The organism is Klebsiella sp. CN_Kp066 (assembly GCF_040065135.1).
In the GTDB taxonomy this organism is placed as follows: Bacteria; Pseudomonadota; Gammaproteobacteria; order Enterobacterales; family Enterobacteriaceae; genus Klebsiella; species Klebsiella oxytoca.
In genome coordinates this window covers 68,924-84,713 of the sequence record NZ_JBEAIU010000037.1, presented here as the reverse complement: position 1 = coordinate 84,713, position 15,790 = coordinate 68,924, and the positions used below count along the sequence as shown (strand labels likewise).

Sequence of the window (15,790 nt, the reverse complement as noted above, 5' to 3'; positions counted from 1 at the left end):
GCATCTCCGCGTTATTTAGTCTCAGCGATATTAAGTTGTGTTGAGCCGTTGTCCTGCAATTCTTTCCATGGCCGGTCGAGAAAGAGCTGATGGATGTCGGCGAGCCCGGCAACCAGCCAGGGCTCGCAGTGATTCAGTTTCAGATGATCGGCGACCAGCCAGTGTTCTGCGCTGGCCGCCAGCATGGCGCGCTTGACTTCAGCATCCGCTTCCTGGCTGGCGCTAAGGCCGAGATCGGCGTGGAGTGCGCAGGCGCCGAGGATCGCGATATCCGCCCGATAGCGTTCCAGCAGAGATACCGTCGCGCTTCCGGCAAACAGGCGCTGCTGTCGGTCCCATTTTCCACCCAGTAAAATCAGCTCAATATCCGCGCGATCGCTGAAGTGTTGTGCAATATCCAATGAGGTGGTGATGACCGTCATCGGGCCCTGTATCCATGCGGCGACGGCCAGTACGGTGCTACCCGCATCAAGAAACAGCGTCGATCCGCCGGGGATCTTCTCCGCCACCATTTTCCCGATCCGCTGCTTGGTATCCGCCAGCAGCGTATTGCGGTTCTGGCGATTCATTATCGAGAGATTAAGCGCGATAGCACCGCCGTGGTTTTTCTGGGCAAGCCCCTGTTTTTCAAGGTCGCTAAGATCGCGGCGCAGCGTATCCGCAGATACCTGCAGTTTATCAACCAGTTCGCTGATGGTGACCTGGCCTTTTTCACTAAGGATATCAATGAGGTATTTTTGTCTGGCCGTTTTATGCACTATTATGACCCCGCAAAATGCTGCAATAACTCGCATAATACAGCATTTTGCGCAAAAAGAAATCGGCAGCATTGGCGGTCTGGCGCTAACGACGCAGCTGCCGCGTTTTGTCCCGGCGAATAATAATCCTTCGCGTAGTCCAGATCGGGCTGAGTAACGGCTGCGGTATTTAAAATCGGGTAGGTAGGTGGTGTATGGCCAGGAGTTTGCCATTTTCCAGCTGGATATAGTGACCTTTTTTTAATTCGGCGAGCATTTTCATAATACTGCTGCGTGATAACCGAGTACGGTCAAGAATATACTGATAGGCGGCTGTACTGGCGCGGATTTCGTCGGGTTCCTGAATCAGCATCAGCAACTGATAACGCAAAATATCAAAGCTGGTGGGCGCCGTCAGCATCTCGTTATAAATGAAAATTTTATTTGTCACAAACATAACGTGTTTAGCAACCAGGTCCCAAATCTGCTTTTCTTCGACTATCGCCATCACCTGTTCATAGGGAAGCGTAGCGATTTCAGATTCAGCCATCGTACGCAAATGAAGGTGTTCCGACAGTGGAACGGTAAAACCCAACGCCAGCGGGGCGGAAAGAATGCCGAGGGAGAAGGCATCTTCATTGCGCACGATCAGCACACTGCCTTTACGCACGAAGTGGCATAAAGGTTGCGATCCACGGCGGAAAAAAAGTTTGCTGCTTTTTTTCCATAGGCGGTAATCCTCATCGTGGGTTATCGCGGCAAGCAGAGGCGTCAGATGAGGTGACGGTACTTTGATATCGATATGACGATCGCGCGCAGCCATAGAACATTCTGTTTAATCTGCCATGACATTAAATCTAGCAGAAGATAGTCGTTGGGCAACAGGACACAAGTTTGGCGTAACTTTCAGTATTTCAACGGGATTCCCTGTTTGATCTGCAACAAAATCCCGCGTTCGGTGGTGATATAACTGCCTTTTTTTAGTTCGGCAAGGATTTTCATAATGCTGCTGCGAGAGAGAAATGTCCGCGACTGGATATAGTTTGCCGCAGTAATGCTCTGCCGAATCTCAGCGGACTCCTGCATCAGCTCATATAATTGTGAACGGATAATCGCGTATGAGCTTGGTGCGGAAATGCGGGTACAGTGATCGTAAACGCGTCCGGCAGTATAAATAAGTAAATGCGCGAGGCTTTCCCACAGGTCTTTTTCGGCAATAATGGTATTGGCGGTAAATAAAGACAGGCTGGCGATACGAGAAGGCCCCATCGTTTGCATATAAAGATAGTCGGCTGCGGCCAGCTGATTGCTTAGGCCAAAAACGTAAGGCGCGGACTCTGAGTTCATCATAAAACCATCCCGGGTGCGAAAAAGCGCAATACTGCCGGAGAGCAGTAAGTAACATTTACGAGAACTATCATTCTCGTAGTTAATTTTTTGTCTGGGATGTGTTTCAAATATGTTAGACCCGGGCTTGAGGTGAGTAATAAGATTTTCAATATGCGACGTTGGTTTGAAAGATAAAGCCCCATACATACTTGTTTTCACTGTGTTTATACTATCAGACACGTTTTTATATCTCCAAAAGAATAGCCTGGCATCAATGTGCTGATTCAACTGAGAGTGAAATTATGAGCCAACCGCTAGCGGAGAGTGAATATCTCAGGCGGTGTAAAATTACACCGAAAAATCACTTGAGATAATGGGTGGGTTTATATCAAAATTTAAATCAGGAGCAATGAGGTTGGTTTTTTAATATCACTATTTGTACAGGGCAATATCGCCTGAATGCAGATTTTAATACAAGTATGTTCTTGTGCATTGCCTCCGGAAGGATAATTTATTGTCTAAACAAATGATGAAGCAATGGAACGTCTGCGAAATGATGACGGGCGAATTTGATGCCATGTTTTTATCCGCGGAACGAGAGTAAATTAATTAAGGAGTATCAAAATGAATAATAAAATAATCATGGCGACATTTGCTATCAGCGCCGCTCTGTCGGCGGCAGGCGCTCACGCTGCTGATGGCACCATTAACTTTACCGGTGAAATTCTTGACCAGGCCTGCACCGTAGATATCGGCAGTAATAATACGATGACGGTCGATTTGGGCCGCGTGGCGCGCTCCTCATTCCAGAGTACAGGAGATGAGTCTGACGCAACTAAATTCACGATTAAGCTGATTAACTGCCCGGCGAGCGTTAACTCAGCGAAGGTGAAATTTGATGGTGCCAATGACTTAAACAATAGCGATCTTTTAGCTATTACCCAAGGGCCGGCTGCGGCAAGCGGCGTCGCCATTAAGCTGATGACGGCGGATAAAAGTTTGCAAGGGCTAAATCAGGTCAATAGCTATAGCTACCCGTTGGTCACCACGGCTGATAACAATCTTGATTTTTATGCCTCTTATCAGGCGACTCAGGCAGTTGTTACTGCCGGTCCGGCAAATGCGGTTGCCAACTTTACCGTTAACTACAACTAATTTTTGAACGTTAATCAGGGCCACTGCTCGGCCCTGATTATCGCTGGAGTGTGCAATGAAGTTTTTTACCGCAGTGGCGACGGTGGCGCTTTTAACCCTTACTTCAACATCTTACGCGGGGGTGATTATCGGCGGGACGCGGGTGATCTATGCGGGTGATAAAAAAGAGGCTTCATTGAGCGTGACCAATCCCGACGGCCTGGCTTATCTCATCCAGTCCTGGGTCGAACCTTCAATACCGGGTGGGAATAAAGCCCCTTTTATTATTACGCCGCCGCTTTATCGGCTGGATAAAAATCAGCAGAACGTGATGCGTATTATTCTGGCCGGACAGTTATCTCAAGATCGCGAATCAATGTACTGGCTAAACATTAAATCTATTCCGTCGGTGACGCCTCGGGATAATACTTTACAGGTGGCCGTGAAAACACGAATAAAGCTGATTTATCGTCCCGCGGCGCTGAAACAAAGTAGTCCTGAAGAACAGGCGGATAAACTCAGATGGCAGCGAACGGGCGATCGACTTCAGGTCACCAATCCCACTCCGTACTATATGAATTTTAATGAAATAAAAGTGGGAACAGTAAAGATAGACGATGTGACATTCGTCGCGCCAGGTGCAACCCGTTCATACGCTATTCCCTCAGGCGGAACCTCTACGCCAGTTGCATTTAAGCTCATTAATGACTATGGCGGAATTGGGGTAATACATAACGTCATGCCGTAAACAAAGGATTAAGGCGATAGCGACAGAATAACAATAAAAACTATCGTAATGGAGTGAATGCTTATGAAAGCACAAAAGCGAAAGCCGGAGCATTATCCAGCATACCTGGTGGTTGGCGTCACGCTGTTATTCTCCGTTATGGGAAATGACGCGCAGGGCCGTGATTTTTTTAACCCGGCGCTGCTTGAAATTGATAACCCCGAAATGAAAGGGGCCGACCTTTCAGCTTTTGAAAACGGCGCTCAGGCACCGGGTACTTATCATGTCGATGTGATTATAAATGACAAGGTGGTTGATGCGCGGGATATCGTCTTTTATGCCGTTGAGCGCCAGGGCGGAGTGCCAGAACTAAAACCTTGCCTGACGGTGGACCTGCTACAGAGCTATGGGGTGAAAACGGCGCAATTTGCCGCCTTATCCGGCACCGGGAAATGTGCGGATCTCTCCGCTATCCCGCAGGCAACGTCCGAATTTCTGTTTAGCACGCAAAAATTGCGATTAAGTATTCCGCAAGCTGCGCTTTCACCGGTAGCACGAGGTTATGTCCCCCCGGAACGTTGGGACGAAGGTATTAACGCTGTCATGCTGAACTATATGCTTAGCGGAGCCAACGATTGGGGGCGCCATCAGGACGAAAAGAGCAGCAGTCAATATGCCAACCTGCGTCCGGGCATAAATTTGGGACCGTGGCGGCTGCGTCACTACTCCACCTGGAATCGTGATAGCCAGGGGGAAGAGAAGTGGGAGACGATTTACAGCTACGCGCAGCGCAATATTATTGCGTTAAAAGCTCAGCTGACGCTGGGCGACAGTACGGCGCCAGCGGATATTTTCGATAGTATGCCTTTTCGCGGCGGCCAGCTTGCGTCTGATGATGACATGCTGCCGGAGTCGATGCGCGGCTATGCCCCGGTGGTTCGCGGGATAGCAAGATCGCATGCGCAGATCGTTATTCGCCAGAATGGTTATGTTATATACCAGGACTACGTAGCTCCCGGCGCATTTGAAATTAATGATATGTATCCCACCGGCGGTTCCGGGGATCTGAACGTGATCATTAAAGAAGCCGATGGCAGCGAGCAAAATTTTATTGTTCCCTATGCTTCGTTACCGATTCTGCAACGCGAAGGACGATTAAAATATGCCCTAACGGCCGGCCAGTACCGCTCCTGGGACCGCCGCGTCGATAAAACTCCCTTCGGCCAGATGACGGGTATTTTAGGGGCAGGCGGTGGGTTCACGCTATATGGCGGCTTTCAGGAATCAGCCAAATATCAGTCAATTGCCGGCGGCTTAGGAAGAAACCTCGGCGATATCGGCGCGCTCTCCAGCGATGTGACGCAGGCATGGTCGCATCCTCAGGGGGAGAAGAAACAGGCCGGACAATCGTGGCGCATACGCTACAGCAAAAATATGCTCGCCACCGGCACCAATTTCGCTATTGCGGGATATCGCTACTCAACCGGCGGTTACTACGCTATGCAGGAAACGCTGGACTCGTGGGGGAATCCCGGCACGGTGAACCAACATCGGCGCAACAGAATGGAGATGACGCTGAGTCAGGGGCTGGGTGAGCGCGCAGGGTCATTAATGATGAGTGCGATCCGTGAAGATTACTGGCATGCCAGTCGCTCAGCCTCATCGCTGAGCGCCGGTTATAACAACGCCTGGCAAGGGATTAGCTACGGCATTAACTGGACGCGAAGTCAAAATGGCGGAGCATCGGGTGGACAAAACCGCAGTACAGGGAGCGCCGAACAGCTTATTTCACTGAATATCAGCGTTCCGTTGCCGCGTCTGGCCAGCAATACCTGGGCAAATTATGCCCTGAATAGCAGCAAGAGCGGCGGTGCGACCCATTCCGTCGGAATAAACGGCATTGCCCTGGAAGGCAATTCGCTGAACTGGAGCGTTCAGCAGGGGTATGGTTCCGGAGGCGACGGATACAGCGGCAGCGCGAATGCAGATTATCGAGGCACCTATGGTGAACTGACGAGCGGCTACAGTTATGACAGAAATAGCGAGCGGCTGAGCTATGGCCTGGCGGGCGGGGTTCTGGCGCATGCCGACGGCATCACGTTCTCGCAACCGTTGGGTGAAACGAATGTGCTGGTAAAAGCTCCTGGCGCCTCCGGCGTCGACATTAATAATCAGAATGGCGCGAAGACCGATTTTCGCGGCTATACCGTAACGAATAATGTGTCTCCCTATCGTAAAAACGATATTGGCCTGAATACGACAACCCTACCGGAGAATGTCGATTTGGCGATTACCAATAAAACGGTTATTCCGACGCGGGGAGCGGTGGTCCGCGCCGATTATATTGCTAATGTGGGTTTGCGGGCGCTGTTAACGCTAAAACAGAATAATCAACAGCCGGTGCCATTTGGCGCGCTGGTTAATCTGATGGGTAATGAAGGGCGCAGCGCTATCGTCGATGAGGCAGGTCAGGTCTATTTAACCGGCATGCCGCCGCAGGGAACCTTAGACGTTGCCTGGGGCCAGAAAAATTCGCAGCGCTGCCAGGTGGATTATTCTCTGGCTGCAGATAATAGCATTAGCGGAATTAGCATGGCGCAGTTTACCTGTCGCTAAGCGTTATTTTTTCAAACACAAGAGTACTTCTATGAGAAAGTTTATATCTCTCATTATTTTAATGTTGAGTTTAACCGCTGGCTGCTGTTCCGCGGTGACCTGTGAAGTATTACTGGCGCAGATCAATACCGTTGGTTTTGGTACGGTGAATGTTCAACGCGATATCCCGGTAGGGGCGACTATCGCTTCTACCGTCTCCCCGGGCTACGCGCAAGCTGCCATTACTTCGGATAATGGAGAGTCTTGCCCCGGAAATTATTCCATGGTGTATTTGTCGGGTATTGAATCGCCAGTCAGCGGCGTTTATCAAACCAACCTTGAAGGGGTAGGGATCAAAGTAAATGGCATGCCCGGAGATTTTAACTTACCTCCGGTAACCGCAAACTACATTTTTTACCTGGGATATTATACGGTGTCGCTGGTGAAAACCGGAAATATCATCTCCGGACAATTAATGCCAGGGTTAATTGCTCAGGCATGGTTTGGTTCTCCTGGCAATTATTTTACCAAAATCTCCCTGGACGCCAGTTCACAGGTAAATGTGCTTAGCTGCTCTATTTCGAGCCAGGTATTGAGTTTTGATCTCGGCAGCGTAAGCGCGGCCGAGTTTGGGTCTGCTGCGGGTTTTTCGCCTCCGCACACGGACACGCAGAATTTAGGACTTAATTGCAACGCCGGAGCAAATATCCATATACAACTCCAGGGGACGCAGAATCCGGACGCCAGCGGCGACCGCAGCGTGCTGGCGTTAACCGGCCAGGGCAGCGAGACCGTTGCGGATGGCGTTGGCGTTCAGCTGCTTTATAACAATGCGCCAGTGCAGCTGAATAATCGCCTGATGCTAAAGCAATCCTCGGGCGGCCTGGAAAGTTTGCCGATTACGGCTCGTTATTATCAGACCAAGCCGGTGGTTAAAGCCGGCGAAGCTAACGCGACCGCAACTCTGGATATGACTTATCAATAGGAGAGGCAATGATCGCCAAATTACATGATTTATGTCTGGTTCTGGTATTGTTTTCCGCTCCGCTACTGGCCGGCGATGTGGTTTCGTTGAATATCAAGGGTAAAATAGTTGCCGCCCCCTGCCAGATCAGCAGCGATAGTGTTGCAAGAACAATTTCCTTGACCGATTCGCAGGGTATCCGGGCGTCTTCTCTCTATACGCCTGGCTCCGCGACAGAGTGGGTACCCTTTGATTTTAATATTGAACGCTGTCCCGCGGGAACGACAACGGCCACGATGCAGTTTTCCGGTAATGCTGATAACGCTGGCCCGGACGATCTTTATCAGAATAGCGGTAGCGCAGGCAATATTGCCATACAGCTACAAACGGCAGAAGGGCAGCCTTTAGGTAAGGATAAAACGGTAAGCGGGACGATTGTGAATAATCAATATCGCTACCGCCTGCGCGCGCGGGCATTCAGCCCGCGAGGTGGTGTTACGCCCGGTACGATTAATGCAGTTGTCACCGTGACCTTTACCTGGCAATAAAAGGAAGTACCATGCTTTTCTGTACGCTATTTTGTAAATCGGCGATCGCCGTAATTTCGCTGGCGACTATCGTCTGGCTGATGCTTGATATACTATCACCGGGTATCCAGGGGCTATCGTGACCATGCTGAATGTCATTTATAAAAATGATAATAATTTTTTTAAATTAGGTTTTAACGCTCTGCTGGAGAGTTTATTCCCTGCGGCTATGTTTAGCTCGTCGGCAGTGAATAAAATATATAAGGGGAAAGATACCGCAACCGATATTATGGTGCTGAGTTTATGCCGCGGGGAGGAGTACATTTGTCATCCCGAGTTACAGCATCGCCGGGGAGGCATCCTTATTGGCCTGGTAGGTAAGCAGTTCCGCTGGCGCGGAGGGATCTTGCCCTCATGCCTGAAGGAGATGATATTTATTCAGCAGGATGAGAAAATTTACCGGATAATTGCGCAAATTAAGCGGGCCCGGATGCAGGAGGCGACTCCCTCGATGAATCAATCCGATATTCGCTGTCATGATTGTCGTCATCGCAAGCTCTCAAGACAGCAGGAAAAAGTGGCCGCAGCACTACTGGCGGGGCTTTCGGTCAGAGAGATTGCCGGCAAGCTGGCGCTGAGCGAAAAAACGGTTTTCTCCCATAAGCGCATCATCATGTCAAAATTCAAGTTACGCCATGATGTCGACCTCGTGCTGTTGTTAAATTATTTGCGCAGAAGCTCAGCGGGCCATAATGACTAACTTGCAAAAAGCTATTTCTCATCTATGTTTATTCTGCTTGTAACAATGGAGGATAAAAGCATGTGTACCCATTTGCATGATAACGCGCGTCAATACGCCGAAGAGAAAAAATGAACGACTCCCGTTAACCTGTCTTGCCGCCGGCATACGTTCTGGCGACGGAGGATCGTGCAGGTTAGCCGCTGTATCGCAAAGTTTATCCACGACCCGCCGCCGGCGGATTCTTCGTTTTTGCGTCCCCACTTTTCGCCAGTGAATTCAGCAGGATGGGCTTATTAACTCTTGCGTAACCGTCGCGTAAGGCTAGACTACGAAAATGTGCATGAGTTAACGGAGGTCCAGTGGACGCCATAAAAGGATCGGAACTGAACGTGCCGGATGCCGTTTTTGCATGGGTGTTCGACGGGCAGGGCGGCGTAAAGCCGCTGGTCGACAGCGATACCATTGATAAAGAGCATCCTTGTTGGCTGCATCTCAATTATACCCATGTAGATAGCGCGGAATGGCTGGCATCGACGCCGCTGCTGCCTAATAACGTACGCGATGCGCTGGGTGGGGAGAGCACTCGTCCCAGAGTGACGAGGATTGGCGATGGGGCATTAATTACGCTGCGCTGTATTAACGGCAGCACCGATGAGCGCCCGGACCAATTGGTTGCGATGCGTCTTTATATGGACGAGCGGTTAATTGTTTCTACCCGGCAGCGCAAAGTGCTGGCGCTGGACGATGTGCTCGGCGATTTGCGTGAGGGCAACGGGCCGGTTGACGGCGGCGGCTGGCTGGTGGAAGTCTGCGATGCGCTGACCGATCACGCCAGCGAATTTATTGAGCAGCTCCATGACCGGATTATCGATCTGGAAGATGATTTACTCGATCAGCAGGTGCCGCCGCGCGGCTTTCTGGCGCTGTTGCGTAAACAGCTTATCGTCATGCGCCGTTATATGGCGCCGCAGCGTGATGTCTATGCAAGGCTGGCCAGCGAGCGGCTGCCGTGGATGACCGATGACCATCGGCGGCGGATGCAGGATATTGCTGAGCGTCTTGGCCGCGGTCTGGATGAAATTGATAGCTGCATCGCCAGAACGGCGATTATGAGCGATGAGATCGCGCAGATTATGCAGGAGTCGTTATCGCGAAGAACCTACACGATGTCGCTCATGGCGATGGTTTTTCTGCCCAGTACCTTTTTAACCGGGCTGTTCGGGGTTAACCTCGGCGGCATTCCCGGCAATAGCTGGCATATGGGTTTTTCTATTTTCTGCATAATGTTAGTCGTTCTCATTGGGGGTGTTACATGGTGGTTGCATCGTAGTAAATGGTTGTAAAGAATCGTCTTTTGTCGCGATGGCGATGATGAAAACCCGGCAATGTTTGAGCGAAATCAATAAACCATCTACCCATTCAGGGCAATATCTCTCTCGCAGGTGAATGCAACGTCAAGCGATGGGCGTTGCGCTCCATATTGTCTTACTTCCTTTTTTGAATTACTGCATAGCACAATTGATTCGTACGACGCCGACTTTAATGAGTCGGCTTTTTTTTGCGCTCTGTTTCCCAGCTTCTACGCTTAATTGGTGTACCCGTCCATCACCGGGAGTCAATATGCGTTATCAACCGCTGAACTCAATACCCATACCGCCGGAACCCAACGATCCTGTGCCGGTCCACGATCCCAAGCCACGTCCGCGCCCGTTGCCCGATCCGCCGCCTGACGATGAGCCGATTAAATTGTCGCATCGGGAGCGGAGATCTGCGAGGATACGCGCCAGCAGATTGTCCGCCCCTCAATGTAATGCGAGAAATTATTGTGACCGCTTTTTCAACTCTGAATGTTTTGCCCGCCGCCCAGCTCACTAATCTGAATGAACTGGGGTATCTTTCGATGACCCCGGTTCAGGCAGCGGCTTTACCCGCGATTCTTGCGGGCAAAGATGTCCGCGTGCAGGCAAAAACCGGCAGCGGTAAAACGGCGGCATTCGGCCTCGGGCTACTCCAGCACGTTGACGCCTCGCTGTTCCAGACTCAGTCTCTGGTGCTGTGTCCGACCCGCGAGCTGGCGGATCAGGTGGCCGGTGAACTGCGTCGCCTGGCGCGTTTCCTGGCGAATATCAAAATATTAACCCTCTGCGGCGGCCAGCCTTTTGGCGCTCAGCGCGACTCGCTGCAGCACGCGCCGCATATTATCGTCGCCACGCCGGGACGCTTGCTCGATCACCTGCAGAAGGGCACCGTGTCGCTGGACGCTCTGCAAACGCTGGTGATGGACGAAGCGGATCGCATGCTGGATATGGGTTTTAGCGATGTCATTGATGACGTGATCCGCTTTGCGCCGGCGTCGCGCCAGACGCTGCTGTTTTCCGCCACCTGGCCGGAAGCGATAGCGGCAATCAGCGGCCGCGTGCAGAATAATCCGCAGACTATTGAAATTGATGCCGTTGATGCGCTACCGGCTATCGAACAGCAGTTTTTTGAAACTTCGCAAAAGGGCAAAATCGCGCTGCTGCAAAAGCTACTAAGCCAGCATCAGCCCGCCTCCTGCGTGGTGTTCTGTAATACCAAAAAGGATTGCCAGGCCGTTTGCGATTCGCTCAACGCCGCCGGGCAGAGCGCGCTATCGCTGCATGGCGATCTTGAACAGCGCGACCGCGACCAGACGCTGGTGCGTTTTGCCAACGGGAGCGCGCGCGTGCTGGTGGCGACCGATGTCGCTGCCCGCGGCCTGGATATAAAATCGCTCGAACTGGTGGTGAACTATGAGCTGGCCTGGGACCCGGAGGTACACGTGCATCGCATTGGCCGTACCGCTCGCGCCGGTGAAAGCGGTCTGGCGATTAGCCTCTGCGCGCCGGAAGAGGCGCAGCGTGCGAACGTTCTTGCCGAAATGCTGCAAATGAAGCTCAACTGGATGGACGGGCCGATGAATAGCTCGATCACGCCACTGCAGGCAGAGATGGCCACGCTGTGCATTGATGGCGGTAAAAAGGCTAAAATGCGTCCGGGCGATGTGCTGGGAGCGTTGACCGGTGATATCGGTCTTGATGGTGCTGACATCGGAAAGATCGCCGTTCATCCGGCGCATGTCTACGTTGCCGTACGTCAGAGCGTAGCGCATAAGGCATTCAGGCAGCTTCAAAACGGCAAAATTAAAGGCAAGGCCTGCCGGGTACGTTTGCTGAAATAGACCCGGCAGCGGCGTCTCAGGCGATTGCCTGAGACGCAGGAGGATTATTTCACTTCCACCACGTTCAGACGCAGAGCGTCCAGCTGCGCATCATCTTCTTCCGGTTGCCAGCCGGCCGGCTGCGTCGGGAGCTCTTCGCGATCGAACGCCAGGTCGCCGCCGTCAACGACCGCAGAGCCGTGATGAATGCCTTTGAAGTCGAACAGATTAACGTCGCTGAGATGAGAAGGCACCACGTTCTGCATCGCGCTAAACATGGTTTCGATGCGTCCGGGATAGCGTTTGTCCCAATCGCGCAGCATATCGGCAATCACCTGACGCTGTAGGTTCGGCTGTGAACCGCACAGGTTGCACGGAATAATCGGGAAACCTTTCGCCTGAGAGAAACGTTCAATATCTTTTTCCCGGCAATAGGCCAGCGGGCGAATAACGATATGTTTACCGTCGTCGCTCATCAGCTTCGGCGGCATCCCTTTCATCTTACCGCCATAGAACATATTCAGAAACAGAGTCTGCAGGATGTCGTCGCGGTGGTGGCCAAGGGCGATTTTGGTGGCGCCCAGCTCAGTCGCGGTGCGGTAAAGAATGCCGCGGCGCAGGCGCGAACAGAGAGAGCAGGTGGTTTTGCCTTCCGGAATTTTTTCTTTAACGATGCCGTAGGTATTTTCTTCAACAATCTTATATTCAACGCCCAACTGCTCAAGGTATTCCGGCAGGATATGTTCCGGGAAGCCCGGCTGTTTTTGGTCGAGGTTCACCGCCACCAGTGAGAAGGATATCGGCGCGCTTTTTTGCAGATTGCGCAAAATCTCCAGCATGGTGTAGCTGTCTTTACCGCCGGAGAGGCAAACCATGATGCGGTCACCTTCTTCAATCATATTAAAATCAGCGATAGCCTCGCCGACGTTACGGCGCAAGCGCTTCTGCAATTTGTCGATATTGTATTTTTCTTTCTTTGTAACTTGCTGATTATCAAGCATTATAAACGTTCTCTGAAACAAAAGGCATGTAAGGGGCAAAGTTAACATTACGGTGCAAGTCTGGCGTCAGGCATTTAAAGCCTATCGCCGTTGATTTCTTCCATCCCTGTATTGTCGACGTTGAACACCATTTTTTACGTTTTCATGCCCCATCTGGTTAGCAATGGGTTAGCTCCGGCTTACCGCAGCCGGCAGGCAAAAGTATGTCGCGTATGGTACGGATTCCGACGACGAATACCAGCGCGTTTTGCGGCAGCTTTCCATTTTAGCCCTACCCTGACTATACGGATGCAAGTACAACATTGTTGCCACAGGCAAAATTGCCTTTTATTGAGATAACAGCCGTTGCTAAAAGGAATAATGGTGAAATGATAGGCAACAGATAAATATTCTATGGCCACCGCGAAAGCGATCTTCGGGTGGCTTTTATGGAAGAGTAACTAAGTGTGTTGACCGATCAACGCTGACCCGGCCCGTGGAAATGCCCCCCGCCCGGTCCACCACCGGGTCCACCTGGAGGCAAAATACATCCGGACAGAGACAACGCTCCGCAGAACACAAACACGACTAACATAATTTTTTTCATAATAACTCCTGAACTGGCGAGACCCAATTCCAATATAAAAATGTGAATATTTTAAGGAGATGCCATAGATACTCCTCTGCCGGCGCAGCAAATAGGAGTAATCCGTGGATACTCTGGCTTTAGCGAGCTGCTAGCCGATTGCGCTTAGCAGGCATTGTTGTTATGTGAATGGTCGGAATTAGCAAAGGGGGAGCACAGGGAATCTACTGTCAGGCGAGCAAATAAAAGCCCGCACGGCGGCGGGCAGGATAGGTTTATCGTACGACTAGTACCGAGCATTCCGCATGGCGGACAACGGCGGCGGCGTTAGAACCCAGCAGATAGGTGGTGATATCGGGACGGTGCGAAGAAATGATCACCAGATCGGCGGGAAGGGATTTCGCCATAGCGAGAATTTTATCTTTCGGCGAACCCTCGGAAACGTGTAAATGGACACGGTCTTCCGGAATAGTAAATTTTTTCACAATCTCTTTCAGCCGCGACTCCGATTCGGCTTTGAGGTCGTCCATCGCCGGCAGCTCTGCAGTATAGGCCATTCCCAGCGAAGCGTAATAGGGAAGGGAGGGAATGACGGTCAGGAAATGCACCTCGGCATCATCGATTCTGGCTTCAGCCTCAACGTGCTTGATAACACGGTCAGTTAATTCTGTATCGGAAATATCGATGGGCACAAGAATCATTCTGTTCATATAACCTCCTGTTTAAGTAACCACTTAAAGTGTAGGCCATCCGGACGAATATTGTATATTGAACCCAATCACACTTTCGCTATCAGGCGCGGCGGCGTTCGGTAAATTTGCCTTTAATCACACCGTCGTAAAAACGGCCCTTAGAAACAACCTGGAGAAAATCGCGAAAAATGCGTGGCGGGACGCCGAGATACTGTAGCGTTTGGTTATCGCGGAAACGGATTTCAAGAATGCCAGAGGATTCATCATAGGCGATGGAGTGAATGCGGGATGATTTTACGCAATGATGGTGCATGGCAGGCGTCCTCTACGGCTACGGCAGTTCCTGTCAGTAATATATCATTCATCGGACGATTATTTTAAAGCAATTGATATATTGTTTTGCTTTGAATGCAGCTTCAGAGGCAAGGGAAGAGAGCCCGCCGTTGCCAGCGGGCCCATAGATTAGAACTGGTAAACCAGGCCTAAAGCAACCACGTCATCGGTAGAGATGCCGTTGTTGGAATAGAAGCTGTCGTCTTCGTCAAGCAGGTTGATTTTGTAATCGACATAGGTAGACATATTGCGGTTGAAGTAATAAGTCGCGCCAATGTCAGCATATTTCACCAGATCTTTGTCGCCATCGGTATTGGTCAGATCTTTGCCTTTAGACATCAGGAAAGAGACCGCCGGGCGCAGGCCGAAGTCGAACTGATACTGAGCAGTCACTTCAAAGTTCTGAGTTTTGTTGGCTACGCCGTTACCGTTGCCGTAAGGCGTCATATTGCGGGTTTCGGAATACATGGTCGCCAGATAGATGTTATTGGCGTCATATTTCAGGCCGGTGGCCCAGGCTTCCGCTTTATCGCCCTGCGCGGTGGTCTGGGTCATCTGATCGTTGGTACGGTCAGAGGAGGTGTAGGCGGCAGCGGCGCTGATACCCATACCGAAATCATAAGAAGTGGATAGACCAAAACCATCGCCGTTAGCGTTACGTACGCTGCGATCGCCATTGTTGGTGCCTTCTCCGCTGCCGGCATTTTCGTTTTTACCCTGGTACTGCAGGGCAAAGTTCAGGCCATTAACCAGACCGAAGAAGTCGGTATTGCGGTAGGTTGCTACGCCGTTGGCGCGGCCGGTCATAAAGTTATCCGCCTGGGTATAAGAGTCGCCGCCGAATTCTGGCAGCATATCGGTCCAGCCTTCTACGTCGTACAGCACGCCGTAGTTACGGCCATAATCGAATGAACCGTAATCAGCGAACTTGAGGCCTGCGAACGCCAGACGGGTCCAGGACTGGTTGTCCGCGCCTTCGGTGTTGTTCGCCTGGACGTTATATTCCCACTGACCGTAGCCGGTCAGCTGATCGTTAATCTGAGTTTCGCCTTTGAAGCCAAGACGGACGTATGACTGATCGCCATCTTTTGATGCATCGTCAGAGAAATAATGCAGACCGTCCACCTTGCCATAGAGGTCCAGTTTATTTCCGTCTTTATTATAAATCTCAGCGGAGTGTGCAGCGCCAGCAGCTAATAATGCCGGGATAACGAGGGCCAGTACTTTTCTTTTCATTTAGACAATCCTTTAACTGTTTTTGTTTTT

General features: G+C 51.2%; 15 protein-coding genes and 1 pseudogene. 9 read left to right on the top strand and 7 right to left on the bottom strand.

Translation table 11 applies throughout. The features are described from left to right. Positions 1-11: 11 nt before the first annotated feature. From ABLV75_RS14540 to ABLV75_RS14530, 3 genes are all read right to left on the bottom strand, one after another. A complete protein-coding gene (locus ABLV75_RS14540) occupies positions 12-758 on the bottom strand; it encodes a DeoR/GlpR family DNA-binding transcription regulator (protein ID WP_024274078.1) in 747 nt (248 codons plus the stop codon). A 169-nt stretch (positions 759-927) separates the two neighbouring features. Beyond that, positions 928-1,560, bottom strand: a complete 633-nt coding sequence (locus ABLV75_RS14535; RefSeq protein ID WP_004101576.1) for a winged helix-turn-helix transcriptional regulator — start codon at positions 1,558-1,560, stop codon at positions 928-930. Between the two features lie 83 nt (positions 1,561-1,643). Next, complete coding sequence (locus ABLV75_RS14530; RefSeq protein ID WP_032734669.1) at positions 1,644-2,273, bottom strand: winged helix-turn-helix transcriptional regulator; 630 nt, start codon at positions 2,271-2,273, stop codon at positions 1,644-1,646. 417 nt (positions 2,274-2,690) lie between these two features. On the opposite strand from ABLV75_RS14530, the gene ABLV75_RS14525 reads away from it, so the two are divergent. The 9 genes and pseudogenes from ABLV75_RS14525 to dbpA all read left to right on the top strand — a co-directional run bounded on the left by ABLV75_RS14525 (position 2,691) and on the right by dbpA (position 11,954). Next, the gene (locus ABLV75_RS14525) at positions 2,691-3,221 is read left to right on the top strand and encodes a fimbrial protein (protein ID WP_024274079.1); all 531 of its coding nucleotides are present in this window, start codon (positions 2,691-2,693) and stop codon (positions 3,219-3,221) included. 55 nt (positions 3,222-3,276) lie between these two features. Next, on the top strand, positions 3,277-3,948 hold the full coding sequence (locus ABLV75_RS14520) for a molecular chaperone (protein ID WP_016807754.1): 672 nt from the start codon (positions 3,277-3,279) through the stop codon (positions 3,946-3,948). 63 nt (positions 3,949-4,011) lie between these two features. Next, positions 4,012-6,543 (top strand): fimbria/pilus outer membrane usher protein, encoded by a 2,532-nt coding sequence (locus ABLV75_RS14515; protein WP_023329610.1) that lies wholly within the window; start codon positions 4,012-4,014, stop codon positions 6,541-6,543. Beyond that, positions 6,440-7,507: a fimbrial protein gene (locus tag ABLV75_RS14510; protein ID WP_224227121.1), complete on the top strand. Its 1,068-nt coding sequence runs from the start codon at positions 6,440-6,442 to the stop codon at positions 7,505-7,507. Before ABLV75_RS14515 ends, ABLV75_RS14510 begins: the two co-directional genes overlap by 104 nt. A gap of 8 nt (positions 7,508-7,515) precedes the next feature. Further along, entirely contained in the window at positions 7,516-8,034 is a 519-nt protein-coding gene (locus ABLV75_RS14505; RefSeq protein WP_004112585.1) for a fimbrial protein, read from the top strand. 124 nt (positions 8,035-8,158) lie between these two features. After that, positions 8,159-8,773, top strand: coding sequence for a helix-turn-helix transcriptional regulator (locus ABLV75_RS14500; RefSeq protein WP_004112587.1), 615 nt, complete (start codon positions 8,159-8,161; stop codon positions 8,771-8,773). Positions 8,774-9,114: 341 nt separating this feature from the next. Beyond that, the gene (gene zntB / locus ABLV75_RS14495) at positions 9,115-10,098 is read left to right on the top strand and encodes a zinc transporter ZntB (protein WP_004101596.1); all 984 of its coding nucleotides are present in this window, start codon (positions 9,115-9,117) and stop codon (positions 10,096-10,098) included. A gap of 277 nt (positions 10,099-10,375) precedes the next feature. After that, positions 10,376-10,540, top strand: a pseudogene (locus tag ABLV75_RS14490) (hypothetical protein); the annotation flags it as partial. 40 nt (positions 10,541-10,580) lie between these two features. After that, on the top strand, positions 10,581-11,954 hold the full coding sequence (gene dbpA / locus ABLV75_RS14485; protein WP_196558089.1) for an ATP-dependent RNA helicase DbpA: 1,374 nt from the start codon (positions 10,581-10,583) through the stop codon (positions 11,952-11,954). Positions 11,955-11,998: 44 nt separating this feature from the next. On the opposite strand, the gene ttcA is transcribed toward dbpA, so the two are convergent. The 4 genes from ttcA to ompC form a co-directional block, all read right to left on the bottom strand. After that, entirely contained in the window at positions 11,999-12,934 is a 936-nt protein-coding gene (gene ttcA / locus ABLV75_RS14480) for a tRNA 2-thiocytidine(32) synthetase TtcA (protein WP_004101599.1), read from the bottom strand. A gap of 840 nt (positions 12,935-13,774) precedes the next feature. Further along, complete coding sequence (gene uspF, locus ABLV75_RS14475; RefSeq protein ID WP_004101601.1) at positions 13,775-14,209, bottom strand: universal stress protein UspF; 435 nt, start codon at positions 14,207-14,209, stop codon at positions 13,775-13,777. 82 nt (positions 14,210-14,291) lie between these two features. Next, positions 14,292-14,504 (bottom strand): KTSC domain-containing protein, encoded by a 213-nt coding sequence (locus tag ABLV75_RS14470; RefSeq protein ID WP_004112591.1) that lies wholly within the window; start codon positions 14,502-14,504, stop codon positions 14,292-14,294. 149 nt (positions 14,505-14,653) lie between these two features. After that, entirely contained in the window at positions 14,654-15,760 is a 1,107-nt protein-coding gene (gene ompC / locus ABLV75_RS14465) for a porin OmpC (protein ID WP_265815936.1), read from the bottom strand. Positions 15,761-15,790: the final 30 nt, after the last annotated feature.